The organism is Limosilactobacillus panis (assembly GCF_019797825.1).
Lineage (GTDB): Bacteria > Bacillota > Bacilli > Lactobacillales > Lactobacillaceae > Limosilactobacillus > Limosilactobacillus panis_A.
This window is the reverse complement of record NZ_CP081855.1, coordinates 1,688,735-1,708,614: the sequence shown is the minus strand read 5'-3', so window position 1 is coordinate 1,708,614 and position 19,880 is coordinate 1,688,735. Positions and strand designations below refer to the sequence as shown.

Here is a 19,880-nt window from a genome sequence, read left to right as displayed (position 1 = left end):
GTTTTGGCTTATGATATAAGCATTATTAAATACAAGAGGATCAAATAACTATGATGAATACCGATAATTCTGTCGTGTTTAAGATGCACCTGATTAAAATCGCTCCAGACACATATGAGCAATATTTAAATGCTAACCGTGGTAGCCTGATCACGGCGGTGGCGATTGAAGACGGTACCTTTGGAATGTATGCTTCGCACCAGCCAGATGACCTCACGAGTAACTACCTGTTTGAGGTCTTTGACAACCAGGAAGCATACAAAGAACACGTTAGTTCTGGCCAGTACCAACAGTTTAAACAGGAAATGGATGGCGTGATCACTAAGCATGATGAAATTGACCTGGTACCCCAGTTTATGGGTCACCAAAACGTGGCACTAAACATTAGTACGCCGAACGACTTGTGGGTCAATATCGTACGGATGACGGTTGCCACCGACCACCAGGCCGAATATAAAAAGGCAGTGACAGCTGAATTACAGGGGGCGTTGAGCAACGACCCAGGGATGTTAGCTGTCTACGTGGGCACTGAAGAAGGGAAGCCGAATGAATGGGTAATCTACGAAGTCTTCCAGTCAGAAGATAATTACCGTCAACACGTTGCTGACCCTGCTTACCAGGCTTACAAAGATAACACCAAGCAATGGGTTGAAAATAAGGACGTCAAGCAAACGATTGGTGACGTTCTGGTTAATCAGAATAATAATTAAAAAGGATTGGCGAAATTTTTCGCCAATCCTTTTTTGTAGAAGATTTAAGAGAGTTCTGAAGAGAAATTACTTTTGTTCCATAACGATTTCGCCGTTTGCAGTGATGGTGAAGGTCTTCTTAGCAGCATCGGCATCCAAGACAGCCACGTTAGCCCCATCCTTGTCTTGACGAGTAATCTTAATGGTCGTTTCAGATGGTGTCTCCACCTTGATGGAACCATCCAGGTCAAAGGCTGCAAACTTGTTCCGCCATGACAACAGCTTCAACAGGTTAGCAACAACTGGCCGTTGAACTTCCTTGGCAACTTCTTCCTTGGTGTAGTAGTGACGGTTGATGTTTCGCCCTTCCTTCGTCTTTTCGAGCAGGTCGAGGTCGTTTGAACCAGCCAGTAAACCAACGTAGTAGATCATTGGGATACCAGGGGCAAATACTTGGAATGCCCGGGCTAACAGGTAAGCCTTGTCATCATCACCAAGGGCGGAGTAGTAAGTAGAGTTGATCTGGTAAATGTCCAGGTTGTGATATTCAGCGCTGGAGTACTTCCGCTTTACGTTGGCCCCAACTTTGTACAATTCGTTAGAAGCGTACTTGATTTCGTCATCAGTTAAGATGTCCTTAGCATCCACAACCCCGATTCCATCGTGGGTGTCCAGCGTGGTGAATTGCTTCATTGGGCACATCTTCAGCCAGTTAGCAAGCCGTTCCGTCTTGCCAGAGTACAGGGTGTACAGGGTGGTCATTGGGAGGGCAAAGTCATAAATGAAGTAACCGTGCTTGGAAATCTTTTGTGGAATGGTGTAGTGTTCGTGAATTTCTGGAAGAATTTCGGCCTTGTAAGGTGCCAAAATATCACGAACCGCGTTTAACAAGTCCCAAATTTCAGGTTCAACAAAGAAGTCGTTCGTGTCAACCTTCTTGACAGCGTAGGCGAAGGCATCTAGCCGAATCAAGTCGGCACCGTGCTTAACCATGTCAGTTAAGGTTTGCCTGAAGAATTCCTGGGCAACCTTACTCTTAACGTTGATGTCAATTTGTTCTTCACCAAACGTGTTCCAAAGGTGTTCCTTGCTACCGTCGTCAAAGTCGATTTCTTGTTCTGGCGCCTTATCCTTCCGCTTGTAGATCAGGTCGATGTCTTTTTGGGTAGGGCGACTTTTACCAGCAGCTTCCCAGAACTTTTCCCAAAGGATAAAGAAGTCGCTGTACTTGGAAGCGTCATGGTTCTTCTTGAAGTCTTGGTACATTACTGACTTCTTGGAGATGTGGTTGATCATGAAGTCAAACATCAGGTAATAGTCTTCACCCAGTGCTTCGACGTCATCCCAGTTACCAAAGGCAGAGTCAACAACATCATAACGGTAAGGGGCAAAACCACGGTCACCGGTTGATGGGAAGAATGGTAAGAGGTGGACACCACCGATGGCGTCACCAATGTATTCCTTAAGGACTTCGTGAGTTTCCTTAATGTTCTTGGCCATGGAATCAGAATAGGTGATCAACATTGCTTTGTTTTGAATTGGCATAATAAAAGACCTCCAAAAATTATTGAGCTTGTTTTATATTGTGACGAGTAGCAACAAAAATAATGACCGCAATCAGGATCAGGACGACTCCGTAAACGGGGAATGGCGCCGCCAGCCCCATCCCACTTGTTGGCTTCCCCAGCAGGTGGTTGGTCCATTCCGCAATCGATGGGGAGAAGAATGAACCAAAGTTAAAGCCAATCAGGCAAAGTGAAGTAACCAGTGGTTGCCGGTTAGCTGGTGCCAAGTCCGGCAGCAGGTTGAAAATCAGCGGTGAAACCAACTGAAGTGGGAAACCGATTAACAACAAGCCGATGACCATCATGACAAAGTTACGACCGGCAAAGCCAAACAGGAAGTTAGCAAGCGCCATCAGGCCGAGCCCCAAGTAGACCGTCCCAAAGCCCAGCCGCTTCTGGATGGCACCAAAAATGTGGTTTACGGCGTCTGCTCGATATACCAAAGCCCAGCCGCTTCTGGATGGCACCGTAAGAGATTCCGCCCAAAGTAGCCCCAATCAACATCAGTGACAAGAACATCGATGAGCCTGCATAGTGGCTCCCCTTAATCATAACAGCTAATCCAGGGAAGCGGTTCTCCATTCCTACATAATCAGTGACGAGTAGGAAGGCGAAGAGAACGAGTAGGTAAACCACCGGGCTAATCTTAGTAATCGGCGGCTGACTCTCTGTTAAGTCACCAGCTAAGTCATCCTCGTCAATGTCTTCGTCTTGTGATTGGCTATCGTCAGGAACCCGCAGTGCGAAGAAGATTAGGACTAAAAAGGCCAAAAAGTAAACCGCAAATGAGAAGTGCCAGCCGGCAAAGCTGAGAAACAAGCCAGCAATCGTTAATGTACATGCCTGACCAATCTGTTCCGCGGCGGCCCGCCAGCCAAGCATTTGGGCCCGCTCACTACCTTCATACCAAACCGAAATCATTGAGATTGCTTGTGAATTATATAAACCGTATCCAGCCCCCAAGATTAACCGCGAAATTAAAATCGTGGTGTAGTTGTCAACAAACATCGGGACAATCCCCGCAAAGTTGACAATCGTAACCCCCATCATGATGATCTTTTTATCAGAAATGTGAAACCATTCCTGAAGCAGTGGTGAGAGAACCACGAAAATCATGACGGCAAAAGAAGGAGTGGTGACCAAGTACTCAGACTGGGTCTGGGTAACGTTCAAGGCGGCCTTCAGTTGTGGAAGGGAACCTTGAATGGCGTAAGCACTAGTCACCATGAAGGAAACGGATAGAAACGCAAGCTTTGTAATAATCGAACTTTTGTTATTCATACCTCGTATTGCTCCTAAAAGATAATCTCTTGACAAACGTTTATCAATTTGATTTGTGACTATAATATACAATGCAAAATTACTATTGTCAAACGCTTATCAAAATATTTTGCAATCACTTTCATTGCTGGTGGGCCGGCGATAATTGAAAATGCCTCTGAAAGCTTATCGGTACTGAGAAAGACGGTTAACCAGAAGTGATTGTTCAATGGGTTGCAAAAGGAAAAAGCTCCGGCACCCCTATTTTAAGGGCGGTGCCGAAGCTTTTTCTAGTGCGCCCGGCATGGGTATTAGCTAGGTGGTGAAAGTCCACTATGGGCCGTAGTAGTCGGAACCATGAGCCGAGGACAAGGGTGTCCGCTGTGAGGTGGAATCTGAAGGAAGTCTAAGGCAAAGTGCTGCACCGATGAACAAGAAGTAGCTATAAGGCTGAGAGTAACTGGATAAGGTTGCTAGACAAACTAAAGTCCAATACTACTCGAAGTTGCTTTCAGTAAAGCTAACGGTGACATGGTACGAAAGTTAATATTCTTACCCGGGGAGATCTGACCTACACGTTTCCGACAAGAGGAATGAATGAAATTCCACAGAAGCAAGCATAGCAGTGATGTTGTGTTGAGTAAGCCAGAAGTCAGCCGAGGTCATAGTAGTCTAATTAATTAGATGAAGGACCGAACGATAATAACTTATAACTTATATCGGAGGTGTAATCAGGTGCGACAATCGCAGAAAACAGAACCACAAGCTGACCGCTTGTCGAGGATAGGTTTGGAAAACCAAAAGTACACAAGGGCGCGTAGTACCGATTATGGTGAAGGTAAAGGTATGAGTGTCACTATCCAAGACCAAGTCTTGGACCGCAATAACCTGAACCAGGCTTATTTGCGAGTTAAGAGAAATAAAGGAGCAGCGGGCATTGATGATATGACTGTCGATGGCCTCCTGCAATATCTTAGAGAAAATAAAACGGAGTTAATCACCAACCTACGTGAAGGCAATTATAAGCCAGTACCGGTTAAACGAGTGGAAATTCCCAAGCCCAACGGTGGAGTGAGAAAACTAGGGATACCAACGGTAGTGGACCGCATGGTCCAACAAGCAGTTGCCCAAGTGCTCACGCCAATCTTTGAGCGTATTTTCTCGGATAATAGTTTTGGTTTCCGCCCTCATCGTGGAGCCCAAGACGCAATCGCAAAGGTAGTTAAGCTATATAATCAAGGTTATCGACGGGTAGTTGATTTAGACCTTAAGGCCTATTTTGATAATGTCAACCATGATTTGATGATTAAATACCTCCAACAATATATTGATGACCCATGGACACTAAGACTTATCCGTAAGTTTTTGACTAGCGGAATCTTGGACCACGGGCTGTTCGTTAGGAGCGACAAAGGAACTCCGCAAGGAGGACCACTATCGCCACTGCTAGCGAATATCTATTTAAATGAGTTGGATAAAGAGCTGACCAGACGTGGTCACCACTTTGTGCGCTACGCGGACGATTGTAACATCTATGTTAAAAGTCAGCGGGCGGGAGAACGAGTAATGCGAAGCATTACCCAGTTTCTAGAAAAGCGCTTGAAAGTTAAAGTGAACCCAGATAAAACCAAAGTCGGTAGCCCGCTACGGTTGAAGTTTCTTGGCTTTTCGTTGGGTGTAGACCACAATGGGGCCTACGCCCGTCCAGCTAAACAATCGCAACAACGAGTAAAGAAAGCACTGAAGTTATTAACTAAACGTAATCGTGGAATATCTCTGACAAGAATGTTTGAAGAAATTCACCGAAAAATGCGTGGGTGGCTTCAGTACTACTCAATTGGGAAACTAACTAACTTTATTCAACGCCTTGACAAGTGGTTGAGGGTCCGAATAAGGCAGTATATTTGGAAGCAATGGAAAAAGTTTAAAACTAAGGTAACTAACTTACAGAAGTTGGGGCTGTTCCAGCATGATGCATATGTCTTCGCTAGTACCCGAAAGGGCTACTGGCGAACTGCACATAGTAAGACCTTGAGCTATTCTCTAACTAATAGAAAACTGGAACAACTCGGACTTATGAATATGTCCAAGACGCTCCAGTCAATTCAATGTGATTAAGTTGTCGAACCGCCGTATACGGAACCGTACGTACGGTGGTGTGAGAGGTCGGTAATTGAACTAATCAATTACCTCCTACTCGATTCTAGTAACTAGTACTGCTGGTTATATTCGTAAACCAGTTCGGGTTCGCGACCGGTGCGTTTGTATTCATTTAGGGCATCGATTTGCTGCATTTCATTATTTGTTAATTCAAAGTCGTAAATATCCGCGTTTTGAGCAATCCGGGCCTCGTGAACGGACTTCGGAATAAAGGAGACGCCGTTTTGTAGGTGCCAGCGCAGGATTACCTGGGCAGGTGACTTATGGTGGCGGTCACCAATTTCCTTGAGAACCGCTTCGTTAAGAACCGCGCCCCGACCAAGAGGACTCCAAGCTTGGGTGACGATGTGGTGGTCGTGATTAAACTTGAGAAGTGGCTTTTGGGAAAGCAGGGGGTGGAGTTCGATTTGGTCCACGACCGGCATTTCGTGTGCCTGGGTGGCCAGGTACTGGAGGTGAATCATTTCAAAGTTGCTGACCCCAATTGACTTGGCTAACCCCGCCTTCTTGAGATCTTCAAACGCGCGCCAGGTATCAAAGAAGGCACGTTGGATTGGCCAGTGGACTAGCAGGAGGTCAACGTAATCCATCTGGAGCTTCTTTAAGGATTCCTTGACGGAGGCGATTGCCCGGTCGTAGCCCTGGTTGTCTTCGCTGACCTTGGTGGTTACAAAAATATCCTTACGGGGGATGGCTAACTTTTGCAGGGCCGTTCCGACTTCAGCCTCGTTACCATACAATTGGGCGGTATCGAAGAGGCGGTAACCATCTTGGTAGGCGTTTTGAATTGATTCCGTCATTGTTTTTTGACCATCGACCTTGTACAGACCGAAGCCTTCTTGAGGCATTTTATTACCATCAGCAAGGGTTAAAAGGTTACTCTTGATATCCATTAAATACACTTCCTTACAAATTGATAGTAACACATCCAAAAATAAATGTTTATTTCATTGCGTTCTTGGTTACCCGGGCGAGCTGCTCGATGGTTTGTTGCCCCCCCGCCATTGAGGAGTTGTTATCCGTGTAAACGGCAATCGTGTAGTCCGTACCGTTATTGTTCTTCACGTAGCCAATACTGTTCACAATCCAACCAGAGCCCTCGTAGCTCAGCCAACCATTCTTAATGGCAAAGTTGTTACTGTCCGCAGAGATCCCCCAGTTTTGGTCCGCGTCAACGTTACTCATCAAGGAACGAATTGTCTGCTGTTGCTGACTAGAGAGGATGGCTGATTTATAGAAAATATTATTGAGCAACTTGATTTGGTCACGTGGCGTGGTCGTTGACAGACCCCAGTTTTCCTGGGCAGTGGAATCGGTCATCCCAAACTTATCAAAGGTTTGCTGGAGCCCTGCCTGTTTGCCTAAGTAGTTTTCAAAGAGGTCGGTCGTCGCGGTGTTATCACTTTGTTCAATCATCGCCTTGGCCAAGCTTTCCTGGTGGGCGGTGAGCCCGTTTGGCTGCTTAAGCATAATTCCTGCTAAAATAGCAACTTTGACAGTACTGGCAGCATGAAATTTATGGTTGGGCTTGTTAGCGGCGGAATACACCCGGTGCGTTCTGGGTGAATAGACCGCAATGCTCACGTTTCCATTTGAGGTGTAAATAATCTTGTTCCAGGCGCTAGTGAGACGGTTATTAAGGGAACCATAGCGGTGGACTCCCCATATTCCCAAAATAATTAGGATGATAACTAGCCAAATTCTTCTCTTACGGTGGTGCGTTCTTTGCTGCATATCATTTGTCCCCTTAATCATGAAATCCACATAAATACAATGATACCGATAATAATTGAAAAATAAAGTCAGAAGAATAATCTTAAGGATACTTTTTAACTTTTAGATTTTCAGAACCGATTTGTTAACAAAACGTTATATTAAATTGCTTGTTTTTCGGCTATGATATGAAGGTATGTAAAAAGAAATAAGCGGGAGTGATAGTAATTAAAAAATTAGTTATAAGGGTGTTGCTGATTATAATCAGTTTAAACATCAGCATTGTTAGTGGAATTACCGGCGTAATGGCTAGCGGGAAGAACCCAGCCTTCTTTAACATGAAAGCCCGGGCCGCCTATGCGATTGACGCTGAAAGTGGCCAGGTTCTTTACCAAAAGAACGCTACCAAGCGTTACCCCGTTGCTTCGGTCACCAAAATCTTGACACTGGCAGTAATCGAACAGGACATTCGTGACCACAAGATGAGCTGGAAGCAGAAGATTACAATCACGCCGGAAGTCGCTAAGGTTGCCAACGACTGGCATTTCTCAAATGTCCAGTTGAACGCTGGGGAAAAGTACAGTGTTAAGCAGCTGGTTGACTCAATGATGCTGGCTTCTGCTGATGGGAGCACGGAAGCCTTGGCATTGGCGAGTGCTGGGAGTACGGCCGCTTTCAACAAGAAGATGCAGTGCGTTGCCCACGCCGCGGGTGTCCACGATGCCAAGATTTATAACATGATTGGCTTACCTAATGGTGACTTGGGGAAAAATGCCATTAAGGGGGTCAATAAAAATGCGGAGAACCTCTTTTCCGCCCGTGATATGGCCCTGATTTCCGAGTACGTGATTGAAAAGTATCCGGAAACGCTCAATATTACTAAGGAAAAGTTTGCTGACTTTGACGTTAGTGCCGACCACAAGGAGCACATGGTAAACATCAATTCCCTGCTACCGCAGAATGGGGCGGCACCAAAGGATTGGCAGATTGACGGCCTGAAGACGGGGAATACGGATGCAGCCGGTAAGTGTATTGTTAGCACCGGGACGTACGCTGGTCGGCGGGTCATCGTTGTTGCCCTCCATACTAAGGGCGACTGGAATGACCAATCCAAGAACCAGAAGGCTTTCTATGAACAGCTGGCCGCCAGTTACCAGCCCCAAACGCTGACGAGTATCAAAGGATTACCTAAGGCCCTGCGGACACAGCGGGTGGTCCACGCTAAGAAACGTCATTCCACGAAGCTAGCCCTTATTAAGCCAGTGACGGTTTGGCTGCCTAAGAACACAACTTGGGCTCAGGCAAAGCCGTCCCTTCAAATTGATAAGCAGCACCGTTCAGTGACCGGTAAGCTTCAAGCACCTTTGAAGAAGGGAGAAAAGGTGGGGACAGTTAAACTTCACCCGGCCGGCTTGCCAACCATGAAGGTTCCGGTTAAGAGTACCCACGCAATTCAAAAGACGTTCTTTTAAAAAACAAGAGCTAGGAAAAAAGCATCAGGGTGCGCCTTTGGCTAGTACAGGACGATAGTCGGCACGGCATAGGCCGATGATCGTCCATAATCAATGGACTTGCTACGCAACGCTAGACACTGGCTTATGGTTTTCCGCGATTACTATGTAATATTCGAAAAATACAAAGAGGGTGAGAAAAATTGTAGCTTTTTCTCACCCTCTTTTAAGTATTTACGAAACATTAATTTAGTATTCAACGTGCCACTTAATAGTGTAGGTCTTTTCCTCACCAGGGTGAAGGTCGACGTTACCAAATTCAGGATGGTGTGGCGTGTCAGAAAGGGTTTGGGCTTCCATGGCAATCCCCATGTGTGGCTGGACCTTGCCGTGGTTGTAAACTGTTGGGTCGTCAGAGTTCATGGTGTACATAACCAAACCGTTCCGGTCAGAGTACAAGGTCATCTTCCGGCCGCTTTCTGGATCTTCAAGGCTAGCAACAGGCTTGTCCAGGCTTGGTTCAACTTCCCAAATGTCGTCAAAACCATTTTCCTTCGTTGCGGCCATTGGCTTTAAGGCATCAGCTAGCTTAGTAGGTGTACTAAAGTCAAACGGGGTTCCGGCATTGGCAACCTTTTCACCCGTTGGAATCTTACCATCGTCAACGGCCAAGTGGTTCTTGGAGTTAACGTAGAGTTTTAAATTATCAATCGTCTTTGCAGCAGCGTTTGATAGGTTCCAGTAAGTGTGGTTGGTTGGGTTGAAGAGGGTGTCGGCATCAGTGGTAGCGCTGAACTTCAGGCTCAGGTTATCGTTATTGTCAAGCGTATAGGTAGCGACAACGTGCATCTTACCCGGGAAAGTATCCATTTCTGGTGTTAAGGTTAAGCTGAGGGTCAATGAAACGGCATTGTCCGTCAACTTGGTACCGTCAACGTGCCAAACGTGGTTGTAGAACCCGTTCTTCCCACCGTGGAGGGTGTTCTTTCCTTCGTTTTGCTCAACGTGGTATTCTTTACCATCAATTTTAAATTCACCGTCGCCAATCCGGCCGGCAACCCGACCAATCAGACGGTTGGTGCAGAAGCCATTCCCGGTGAATTCATCTAAGTTTTCGGAAGTCAAAACCATATCGGCTTTACCGCCATCCTTGGTCGGGACCTTGAAAGATTGCAGTAAACCGGCAAAGTCCAAGATTCCGGCTTGAACGCCGTTGTCATTAGTCAATACATACTTAGTTACAGCTTGGCCATTAAATTTGCCAAATGGCACTTTAACGATATCCATAAATTAAATTCCTCCTTGAAAGTAAGCGCTTTATGTATACATAATATTCTACCACAGTTTACAAAGTGATGAACAAATGAAGGAAAGATTGTCTGTTTAATGGTGAAGGGGATAAAATAGTCATAAAGGAGATGGCAAAATGCGGCAGGATTGGTGGCCACGTTTCAAGAAGAGCTTTCAACGCAATTTCATCGACTTCTTGATGATCTTTGCGGCCGAAGACGAGTTTATTCATAAACACAAACGCAAGAGCAGTATGATTGCGGAACAGAAACGTTACGGTGAGAATGGAAAGGGTAAATAGAGGCCGGGGAAAATTGCATTTCCCCACCTCTTTTTTCTGTCTTCGAATATTACACAGTAATCGCGGAAAACTATAGACTAGCTTCACGTCGAAGCGTGCTCCTAATGTCTAGCACCACGAAGCAAGTCATTGATTACGGCCGCGCGCTAACGATCGGCCAATACTAGCAGGAGGCGCACTCTGATGCTTTTTTCCAGCTTTATCCTTTTTCAACAGCCTTTTTGAAGGCGGTATAGTCGGCAGTCACCTGGTCGACATAGCGTAGTGACCAGTCGGCGAGACCCTTATCCAAGACCTTTTGATGTTTGAGGTAACCCCGGATCATTGGTGAAGTCGGGCTCTCAGTGTGGGCCATTGCCAAGAGAAGGGCACATACCTGACAGTACAGTTGGAAGCTGTCAAAGTCGAGCTTGTTAACCTTGATGGATCCCTTCATGTCACGGAACTGACGGACGTAGTAGCTCCGTCCGCCAAAGCGTGTGCTGGCCAAGAAGGGGTCGGAGCTTGACTGAAGAACCCGCTGGGCGGTCACAATCCGGCGCCCCGCCTGAATCCCATTTTGGATGGCCTGTTGGACCTGGAGATTAAGCAGGTTGTAACGTAAAGGTAGGGCTTCCTTGACTTGGAGGACAAGGTGGCTACCATCAATTCCCGTCAGTAGAATCAAGTAACACCGGGTCCCAAAGCTACCGACACCGACGCTGTAGCGGATAATGTCCGAAATGTGGAAGTTGGCGAGGAGGACACGGACGTCCTCCCTGGCGTTTTGCCGGTAAAATTTGTAGCCAGCAACAACCTGCTGGTAGAGGATGGGTCCCAGGTGTTTAGCGCGGGGCGGGTTGTCCTTAAAGACCAGGTTACCCCGCTCATCCGCTGTTCCCATCTTTTGGATAATTTCTTCGGAGTTACTGTGCTGGCTCTTCTTCATGATTTTTTGCAGGTGGTAGTTCATCTGGACATTACCATCCCCCAACGAATCGATTGTCCGAATCATGTTATTGATCTCAAAGGAAAAGTAGAAGACATCGGAAAGCGTCATCCGGTTAGCGCGCTTGATGGCGTGACGGTAGGTCTTAGTGACTAGTTGGAGCAAGTCGTATAAGTCGGCCTTGGCAAAGCCATTTTCCTCGCCCGCCAGTTCGGCGCTGACCAGCAGCCGCTTCAGGTCACTTTCCCAGTTGCCAATCCGCGCTTCGTCAAAGTCATTAAGGCCAAATAACAGTTGCCGTTCGGGGGAGGCGTAAAAGCCGAAGTTGTTGACGTGGGCGTCCCCACTGATGACGATTGGAATATTGCTTTGGGCCTGTTTTTTGAGGTCCTGTTCCATTAGTTCGGCCGTTCCCCGGAAGAATGAGAAGCGGCTGGCAAGCATCCGCTCGTGGCGCAGGGGAAGAAGCTCAGGAATCATCTTGGACTCGGTTAGGTCAATGGCGGCGACGGGATCACGGTCAACTGGCGTGAAAGTTGCCAGTTGAGAACTCGGGATTGCTGCTTGCTGTTGCTTTCCCCCTTCCACCAGTTCGTGTTTGCTTTTGGGAATTTGTAATCGCTTCAAGTCAAAAATATCAAGCTGTGAATTGATCATGGTGAGCTTCCTTTCCGGTCACAGTTTTAATAAACCTATTTTAGTATTTTCTTTAAGTTTAGGGAACAATGTTTGTCATCAAAAGGTCAATCTGTCACAATGAAAGTGAATATAATGAAGGAGGGGTTTAAGTGATTATCGCAGTTGATAGCTCTTTTGCTCAACACCTGCATGTTAACCCGCATGAAGTTGCTGAACAGGATTTAAATGATGCTCAGGCCTGGTCGGTACACCTCATTGATGACTTTATGGTCATAATGAATAACCAGCTCGCCGTGCCAGTAATTGTCCGCCACCCGCAGCGCTTTAACGACTCCCGGTCGTTTATCACCGCCTTCAAACGTGAATTTCTACGTCTGATGGAGGCTGCCAGCCTGCCCCACGCCAAGATTCGTTTGATTCGTGATGGTCAGTTGGCCACGGTCCGGTTTACATATTTAAAGACGCACGCCATCGCGCGACAGCTCAAGAAGTGTGAGGAAATGCTCACGGGAACGGGGGCCTTGATCGACTGGGATGAACAACCTAACAATACGGAGATTGCACTTCAACTGGCGGATAAACTCCGGGTAATAGATCCCGAGCTGGAGGATACAATTCCCGTTATGGACATGTTTGAGAAGTATTCCCTCGATAGTTTTCACCTACCGGCCCACCCGACCTTTAATGAACAAAATCGTCGCTATCTTTACCATGATGAATCACTAGTTGACATTACCAGTGCTGTCGCCGTGAGCCAGCTTTTCCTGACGGATTACCAAAAGTACCTGGGAGAACGGCAAAAAAATGACCAGGTGATCGACCGGGACAAGGACATCGCAAAGGAATACTGTTCCTACTGTGAGGCCCGGGGCCTTTCACCGTTGGATGATCTGACCCTACCGTATTACTACCTCCTCCACTATGAGGAAATCACGGAGGAAAACATCTCTGATGCGGAAGCCAAGGCAATTGTAGCGGCCCTCAATGATTTTGGTCACTTTATGCACTACCAGTACTTTTTTACTGATGAGGACTTTGATAACTTTATCCAGGCGGCCGGCCAGGGTCTGGAGGATCGGCACTCACCACAGTACCTGTTCCGCCTCCAGCAGCTTTTACATAATATGCAGGAGGAATTGACCCGGCAACGGCAGAACCTGGGGCGCTCACGGTCGATGGTCAAAAAGCGGTTAAAAGTACGGGCAGTTTTGAAAGGTTACCGACCAACCATGTGGCGGGAATTTGAGGTCGGTGGGGACACCCGGCTTGATAAACTCTGCTTTCAAGTTCTTGCCAGCTTTGGGGCCACCGGAGACCACCTCTTCGAACTTCATGTTGGGAAAAACGTTTATCAACTGCCAGTCCTTAACCGGGGCAAGCAAACCGGGGAAGCATTGACGGCCCACTGGTTAGGAGAATTTAACCCGGGGGATGAATTTCTCCTGGAATATGATTTTGGGGATTCGTGGGTATTTACCATTACAATTGAAAAGGTGACTACCACACGTCCTCTGCAGAATACCCGTCACGCTTACCTATTAGATGGCTATGGTAGCGGCATTATTGAGAACATTGGAGGAACAGCGGGCTTAATGCAGGCGGCTGAGGATGACCCAACAATCAATCATGAGATTGATCTCAAGGCAAAGCAGAACCAGTGGGGCGGGCAGATTGCCCGTCTCCAGCACCGCTATGAATAAGGTGATGTTATTCACAAATTCCGGCTTAGCGTTACAATAGGAAATAAAATCAGGAAAGCGAGGACTTAAGATGTCAGGTGAAAGTGAAAACATTCCAGAAACAATGCGAGCATGGGCGGTTACTACTCCAGGACCAATTGATGGGGGAAAGGCACCCATTAAACTGGTCGAAAAGCCAGTACCCCAGCCGCAGCGGGGCGAAGTACTTGTCAAGGTTCTGACCTGTGGAGTTTGTCACACTGACCTGCACGTAACGGAGGGTGACCTGCCAGTCCACCACGAACATGTTACCCCCGGTCACGAAATTGTCGGTAAGGTGTTTGCCCAGGGCCCCGAAACACAGCGCTTCAAGCTGGGTGAACGGATTGGAATTCCGTGGTTCCGTCACGCCTGTGGGGTATGCAAATTCTGCCGATCCGGTCATGAAAACCTCTGTCCCCACTCAATCTATACGGGTTGGGACCACGATGGTGGCTACGCCGAATATGTTACTGTCCCTGAAGGATTTGCATACCGGATTCCCGACCGCTTTGACGATCTGACGGCGGCACCCCTGCTGTGTGCCGGCATTATCGGTTACCGGGCATTTGAGCGAGCTAATGTCCCCGCCGGTGGTCGTCTCGGTCTGTACGGCTTTGGTGGTTCAGCTCACATTACCGCCCAAATTGCCTTAGCCCAAGGGATTGAAGTACACGTCTTTACTCGGGGAAAGGATGCTCAGAAATTTGCCCTCCAGTTGGGGTGCGCTTCTGCTCAGGGCGCTTACGACCCATCGCCCGTACCGTTGGACTCTTCTATTATGTTCGCCCCGGTTGGTGACATGGTCCTGCCAGCCTTAAAGAGCCTGACTCCAGGGGGAACTCTGGCCCTGGCCGGAATTCACATGTCGGATATCCCAACCATGAACTACCAGGACGATATTTTCCACGAAAAGGTCCTAACCAGCGTTGAGAGTAATACCCGTCGTGATGGTGAAGAGTTTTTGACCCTTGCAGACCGGCTCAAGATTGAACCGGCCGTTACTGAATACCCGTTTGAAAAGGCGGATATGGCCCTCCGTCACGTCAAGGGTGGTAATATTAAGGGTGCGTGTGTCCTGCGGATTAATAAGGACTGATAAAGGCAATAAGAAATGAGGAAATGTTATGAACTATCCACAGTTAAACTTAGACCAGATAACTGGTCCAAAGGCAACCATCAAGACTAACCAGGGTGAGATCAAGGTCCAACTTTTCCCAAAGCAAGCTCCCAAGACAGTTGAAAACTTCACTAAGCTGGCTGAAAAGGGCTACTACGACGGGGTCATCTTCCACCGGGTTATCCCCGACTTCATGATCCAGGGCGGTGACCCGACTGGAACTGGCCGGGGTGGCGAAAGCATTTACGGCCGGGCGTTTGAAGATGAGTTCTCAACGGAACTCTTTAACTTTAACGGGGCCCTTTCGATGGCTAATGCGGGTCCCAACACGAATGGCAGCCAGTTCTTTATCGTTTCGGCAACCCGGGTGCCAAAAAACATGCTGGATGAAATGAAGGCGGTCGGTTACCCCCAAGAGGTGATTGACAATTACAAGGAGAACGGTGGAACACCGTGGCTTGACCACCGTCACACCGTCTTTGGCCAGGTGATTTCGGGGATGGATGTTGTCCAAAAGATCAGTAAGGTTGCCCGTGATCAGATGGACAAGCCAAAAGACGACGTGGTAATGGAAAAGGTTACGATTGAAAAGTAATATAAAAAGCAACCAGAACAAAAAAGCCGTTGGCGCTCAATCTTGAACGTCAGCGGCTTTTTAAATATTTACTTACCCTGCTTCACCAGCAGCTGCCAGAGCTTCTCTTCATTACTTGATAAAAGCGTGGTTTCCCGCCGGGCCAGGGATAAGCGAAAGTGGGGCTGGTCATCATCAGTAATATCTAAGGTGGTCACCTGATCGGCCGGTGAAATTGCCAGGCTGGTCAAAAAGGAAATACCGAGGTTTTCTGCCACCATTGCCTTAATGACGTGGATGTCGGGGGTCCGGAACAGGACGTGGGGACGGAAGTGGGCGTCGTGGCACATCTGCTTGAAGGCCTGCTCATGGAAAAACTCACTACCAGGGATAATGAACTGTTCGTCTTTAAGCTCGCGGAAGGTTACCGCTGTCTTGTTCGCCAGGGGATGGTCCTTACTAACGATCACCTTGAAGGGGTAGTGGGCAAACTCCTCCGTTTTTAGGCAGGGCTGGTCAAGTGACTCGAGTGAACCGAGGAGGGCAATGTCGAGTTGGCCATGCTCAAGCATCTTTAGCAGCTCCCGTGACCCGTGCTCGAAGGTGTCGAGAAGGGGCATCAAATTGGCCCGCATCAGCATGGGCGTCAGCGGTGGAAAGTAATAGTTACCAATGATTGGCGGCAAGCCAAAGCGAATCCGGGTGGACTTAGTCCGGTCAATTTCCTGGCGGGCAATGGTGAGCTCGTTCAGGATGACATTGACATGGTTGGCAAACTGCTGGCCCGCCGGGGTAACGTGGAGTTCCTTGTGGGCATGGTCCCGGATAAAGAAGGTCGTCGCAAAGTCACTTTCCAGGCGTTTAATCGACATCGTGATTGTGGGCTGGCTGACTTTAAAATCAGCCGCAACTTTCGAAAAATTTTTCTCCTGAATTAATTTTTGATAATATTCTAAATCTTTGATCTTCATAATTGATTCCTTCTGTATCAGTGATAGCAATCGGGTATATTAATTATATTTATAGCATGCATAAATTTGACTATAATTTTACGGGCCGACTATGATAGGGACAATCATTAAGCAAAGGAAAGTGACTAAGTGATGCGCAAGGGAATGCAAATTTTAAACGATCCATTTAAGAATAAGGGAACGGCCTTTACGATGGCGGAACGAAAAGAACTCGGCCTATTGGGCTTACTTCCTAACCATGTCCGGACGATTGAAGAGCAGGCGGCAGAAACCTACGCCCTCTACGAATCAAAGGATAGTGGGATTGAGAAGCGCCACCTTTTAATGGAGATCTTTAATACCAACCGGACCCTCTTCTTCTACCTGATGAAGGAGCACATCACGGAATTCATGCCGGTGGTTTACGACCCGGTAATTGCCGAATCAATCGAACAGTATGACGAACGCTACCTCCGGCCCCAGGATGCTGCCTACTTGGACATCAACCACCCCGAAGATATTAAAGAAGAATTAGCGGATGCTGCTGACGGCCGGGATATCCGCCTGATTGTGGTTACTGATGCGGAAGGAATCCTCGGTATTGGTGACTGGGGGGTTAACGGTGTTGACATTTCAGTCGGCAAGCTGATGGTTTATACCGCAGCTGCCGGAATTAATCCGGCCCAGGTCCTGCCAGTTTCTATTGATGTCGGGACCGACAACGAAAAGTTACTTAACGATCCTAACTACCTAGGTAACCGAGAGAAACGGGTCCGGGGTGACCAATACTTTGCCTTCATTGACCGCTTCGTTACCGAAGTTGAAGGCCTCTTCCCTAGGAGCCTGCTCCACTTTGAGGACTTCGGACGGGGAACCGCCGCTAAGATCCTCGATAAGTACCAGGATAAGATTCTGACCTTCAACGATGATATTCAGGGAACCGGAATCATATCCCTGGCCGGGGTCCTCGGTGCGATGAACATCTCCAAGGAAAAGATCACCGACCAGACCTTCCTGACCTTTGGTGCCGGTACCGCTGGAATGGGAATTGCCAAGATGCTCTTTGAAGAGTTGGTCCGGCAAGGCCTCTCCCCAGAAGAAGCCAAGAAGCGTTTCTACCTGGTAGATAAGCAGGGGCTACTCTTCGATGATACGGAAGGCTTGACGCCAAAGCAGAAGCCATTTACCCGCCAGCGGGTGGAATTCGATAACCCCGATGAGTTGACCGACTTGCTCGCCGTGGTAAAGGCAGTGCACCCAACGGTAATGATTGGGACATCGACCCAGCCGGGGGCATTCAACGAAGCCGTTGTCAAGGAGATGGCCAGCCACACGAAGCGGCCGGTGATCTTCCCACTCTCCAACCCAACCAAGCTGGCTGAGGCCAAGGCCGCGGACCTGTTGAAGTGGACAGATGGTCGGGCACTGGTAGCAACCGGGATTCCTGCCGGCACGATCGACTACAACGGTGTTTCCTATGACATTGGTCAGGCCAACAATGCGTTAATCTATCCTGGCGTTGGCTTCGGGGCTCTTGCTGCCCAAGCCAAGGTATTGAACAACGACATGATTGCGGCGGCAGCCCACGCCCTGAGCGGCATTGTTGACCCTGACCAGCCGGGGGCAGCGGTCTTGCCACCAGTTAATAAGCTGACAGAGTTCTCCAAGAAGGTTGCCATCACGGTTGCCCAGTCCGCAATTAACCAGGGCCTGGCCGGTGAAGGTATTAACGATGCCAAAAAAGCCGTTGAGGAAATGACCTGGGAGGCCAAATACTAAAAGACAAAATTAATTTGGCTGTTGAGAGAAATTTATTAGCGGATAACGACTTATCAGACTTTATACATTAGAAATGTATAATTGCCTTGTGATATTAACCGTGAAATGATAATCGCTTGTGATTTATTTTCAAAATTGCAAGCGATTTTTTATTTTAAAAGCACTTGTGAAACAAATTCTTACACCGGCTGAAAAGGCTATCACTTCGCCGATCTTCGTCAAGACCATAAGTGAAATTTATAGAATCTTAAAGATTTGACTATCATATTTATAATGCGTTACGATAACGGCGTAATAATGTGTAATATTTCACAAGTTGTTATTGCATGATAATACATTGGAGGTATTTATTATGTCAGATTACCGAACAGAAGAAGACACTCTCGGTCCAGTAAAAATCCCTGCAGACGCATTATGGGGACCACAGACTGAACGGAGTCGTAACAATTTCCCTACTGGTCAGTACATGCCATTAGCAATTATCCATGCACTACTGAACATTAAGAAGGCTGCTGCTCAAGCAAACATGGAAACCAAGGCCATCTCTGATGAGAAGGGTAACTTGATTGTTAAGGCAATTGATGAATTGCTCGCATTAAGTGATGAAGATTTGCGGAAGGACTTCCCATTGAAGGTTTACCAAACCGGGTCTGGTACGCAAACCAACATGAACACCAATGAAGTTGTTGCCCACAAGGCCCATCAACTTAACCCGGACATTGAAATTTTGCCTAACGACGACGTTAACAAGGGGCAAAGTTCTAATGATACCTTCCCAACAGCAATGAACGTGGTTGCCCTGGAAGCTCTCGACAAGCTGAAGCCAGCCGTTCAACACTTGATTGACGAATTAAAGGTTAAGCAGGATAAGTACTGGAAGACGGTTAAGGTCGGCCGGACCCACCTGCAAGATGCCGTTCCGTTGACGTTTGGTCAAGAAGTTTCTGGCTACGTGGCCGCTTTGGAACACGACTTAGACTACATTAAGACTTTGGAACCAACTCTGAACGAGCTGGCAATCGGTGGGACCGCTGTTGGTACTGGTCTGAACGCGGCTGAAGGTATGCCAGAAAAGATTGCTGAAAAGCTTTCTGCCGTTTACGGGTTGAACCTGACTGCCAAGAGCAATAAGTTCTACGGCCTGGCAAACCACTCTGGTTTAGACGTTGTTCACGGTGCTTTGAAGACCCTGGCCGCTGATATGTTTAAGATTGCTCAAGATATTCGGTTCTTGGCTTCTGGTCCCCGGGCTGGTTACGACGAATTAAACATTCCAGCTAACGAACCGGGTTCCTCTATCATGCCAGGTAAGGTTAACCCAACCCAAGCAGAAGCCGTTACGATGGCTGCACTGCGGGTCTTCGGTAACGATACCGTTGTTACCATGGCTTCTTCACAAGGGAACTTCGAAATGAACGTTTATAAGCCAGTTATGATTGACGCCTTCCTTGAATCGGCTGACCTGCTGGCCGGCACGATTACTGGCTTCACTGACCGTTGCGTCAAGGGCCTGACCGTCAACGAAAAGCGGATGGCTGAACTGGTTGACAACTCACTGATGACTGTCACTGCTTTGTCACCACACATTGGTTACCACGACAGTGCCAAAATTGCCCAAGCTGCTGATAAGGCCGGCAGTACCCTGAAGGAAGCGGCATTGAAGTCTGGCAAGGTTACTGAAGAACAGTACGACGAATGGATGGACATGCTCAAGATGACTAACGCGGACCGTAAGGACTAGTC

Annotated in this window: 15 protein-coding genes and 1 pseudogene; 9 read left to right on the top strand and 7 right to left on the bottom strand. The window is 47.7% G+C overall.

Going from position 1 to position 19,880, the window contains the following annotated elements:
* The first annotated feature begins 50 nt into the window (after positions 1-50).
* The gene (locus KZE55_RS08240; protein ID WP_222258091.1) at positions 51-710 is read left to right on the top strand and encodes a putative quinol monooxygenase; all 660 of its coding nucleotides are present in this window, start codon (positions 51-53) and stop codon (positions 708-710) included.
* A 66-nt stretch (positions 711-776) separates the two neighbouring features.
* Here KZE55_RS08240 and gtfA read toward each other — a convergent pair whose 3' ends face one another.
* Together gtfA and KZE55_RS08230 are read right to left on the bottom strand one after the other, a co-directional pair.
* Positions 777-2,234 (bottom strand): sucrose phosphorylase, encoded by a 1,458-nt coding sequence (gtfA, locus tag KZE55_RS08235; protein WP_222258090.1) that lies wholly within the window; start codon positions 2,232-2,234, stop codon positions 777-779.
* Positions 2,235-2,253: 19 nt separating this feature from the next.
* A pseudogene (locus KZE55_RS08230) lies at positions 2,254-3,535 on the bottom strand (MFS transporter).
* 714 nt (positions 3,536-4,249) lie between these two features.
* Here KZE55_RS08230 and ltrA point away from each other — a divergent pair.
* Positions 4,250-5,632: a group II intron reverse transcriptase/maturase gene (gene ltrA / locus KZE55_RS08225; protein WP_222258089.1), complete on the top strand. Its 1,383-nt coding sequence runs from the start codon at positions 4,250-4,252 to the stop codon at positions 5,630-5,632.
* 92 nt (positions 5,633-5,724) lie between these two features.
* Here ltrA and KZE55_RS08220 read toward each other — a convergent pair whose 3' ends face one another.
* Entirely contained in the window at positions 5,725-6,567 is an 843-nt protein-coding gene (locus KZE55_RS08220; protein WP_222258088.1) for an aldo/keto reductase, read from the bottom strand.
* A gap of 49 nt (positions 6,568-6,616) precedes the next feature.
* Positions 6,617-7,408: a serine hydrolase gene (locus KZE55_RS08215; protein WP_222258087.1), complete on the bottom strand. Its 792-nt coding sequence runs from the start codon at positions 7,406-7,408 to the stop codon at positions 6,617-6,619.
* Positions 7,409-7,692: 284 nt separating this feature from the next.
* Between KZE55_RS08215 and KZE55_RS08210 the strand changes: the two genes are divergently transcribed.
* Positions 7,693-8,859, top strand: coding sequence for a D-alanyl-D-alanine carboxypeptidase family protein (locus KZE55_RS08210; RefSeq protein WP_222258086.1), 1,167 nt, complete (start codon positions 7,693-7,695; stop codon positions 8,857-8,859).
* A gap of 228 nt (positions 8,860-9,087) precedes the next feature.
* Here KZE55_RS08210 and KZE55_RS08205 read toward each other — a convergent pair whose 3' ends face one another.
* A complete protein-coding gene (locus KZE55_RS08205) occupies positions 9,088-10,125 on the bottom strand; it encodes an aldose epimerase family protein (protein ID WP_222258085.1) in 1,038 nt (345 codons plus the stop codon).
* 139 nt (positions 10,126-10,264) lie between these two features.
* Between KZE55_RS08205 and KZE55_RS08200 the strand changes: the two genes are divergently transcribed.
* Positions 10,265-10,429 carry a hypothetical protein gene (locus tag KZE55_RS08200; RefSeq protein WP_222258084.1) on the top strand — a complete coding sequence of 55 codons (165 nt, stop codon included), beginning with the start codon at positions 10,265-10,267 and terminating at the stop codon, positions 10,427-10,429.
* Between the two features lie 199 nt (positions 10,430-10,628).
* Here the strand turns inward: KZE55_RS08200 and KZE55_RS08195 are convergent, their stop codons facing one another.
* Positions 10,629-12,014, bottom strand: coding sequence for a DUF2252 domain-containing protein (locus KZE55_RS08195; protein ID WP_222258083.1), 1,386 nt, complete (start codon positions 12,012-12,014; stop codon positions 10,629-10,631).
* A gap of 131 nt (positions 12,015-12,145) precedes the next feature.
* On the opposite strand from KZE55_RS08195, the gene KZE55_RS08190 reads away from it, so the two are divergent.
* From KZE55_RS08190 to KZE55_RS08180, 3 genes are all read left to right on the top strand, one after another.
* Positions 12,146-13,696 carry a plasmid pRiA4b ORF-3 family protein gene (locus tag KZE55_RS08190; protein ID WP_261313234.1) on the top strand — a complete coding sequence of 517 codons (1,551 nt, stop codon included), beginning with the start codon at positions 12,146-12,148 and terminating at the stop codon, positions 13,694-13,696.
* A gap of 70 nt (positions 13,697-13,766) precedes the next feature.
* Complete coding sequence (locus KZE55_RS08185; protein WP_222258082.1) at positions 13,767-14,813, top strand: zinc-dependent alcohol dehydrogenase family protein; 1,047 nt, start codon at positions 13,767-13,769, stop codon at positions 14,811-14,813.
* A gap of 28 nt (positions 14,814-14,841) precedes the next feature.
* Positions 14,842-15,429: a peptidylprolyl isomerase gene (locus KZE55_RS08180; protein WP_222258081.1), complete on the top strand. Its 588-nt coding sequence runs from the start codon at positions 14,842-14,844 to the stop codon at positions 15,427-15,429.
* Between the two features lie 68 nt (positions 15,430-15,497).
* On the opposite strand, the gene KZE55_RS08175 is transcribed toward KZE55_RS08180, so the two are convergent.
* A complete protein-coding gene (locus KZE55_RS08175) occupies positions 15,498-16,379 on the bottom strand; it encodes a LysR substrate-binding domain-containing protein (RefSeq protein WP_222258080.1) in 882 nt (293 codons plus the stop codon).
* A gap of 129 nt (positions 16,380-16,508) precedes the next feature.
* Here KZE55_RS08175 and KZE55_RS08170 point away from each other — a divergent pair, with 129 nt between their 5' ends.
* The gene (locus KZE55_RS08170) at positions 16,509-18,137 is read left to right on the top strand and encodes a malolactic enzyme (protein ID WP_082126048.1); all 1,629 of its coding nucleotides are present in this window, start codon (positions 16,509-16,511) and stop codon (positions 18,135-18,137) included.
* A gap of 352 nt (positions 18,138-18,489) precedes the next feature.
* The gene (locus KZE55_RS08165) at positions 18,490-19,878 is read left to right on the top strand and encodes a class II fumarate hydratase (RefSeq protein WP_222258079.1); all 1,389 of its coding nucleotides are present in this window, start codon (positions 18,490-18,492) and stop codon (positions 19,876-19,878) included.
* The last annotated feature ends 2 nt before the right edge of the window (positions 19,879-19,880 follow it).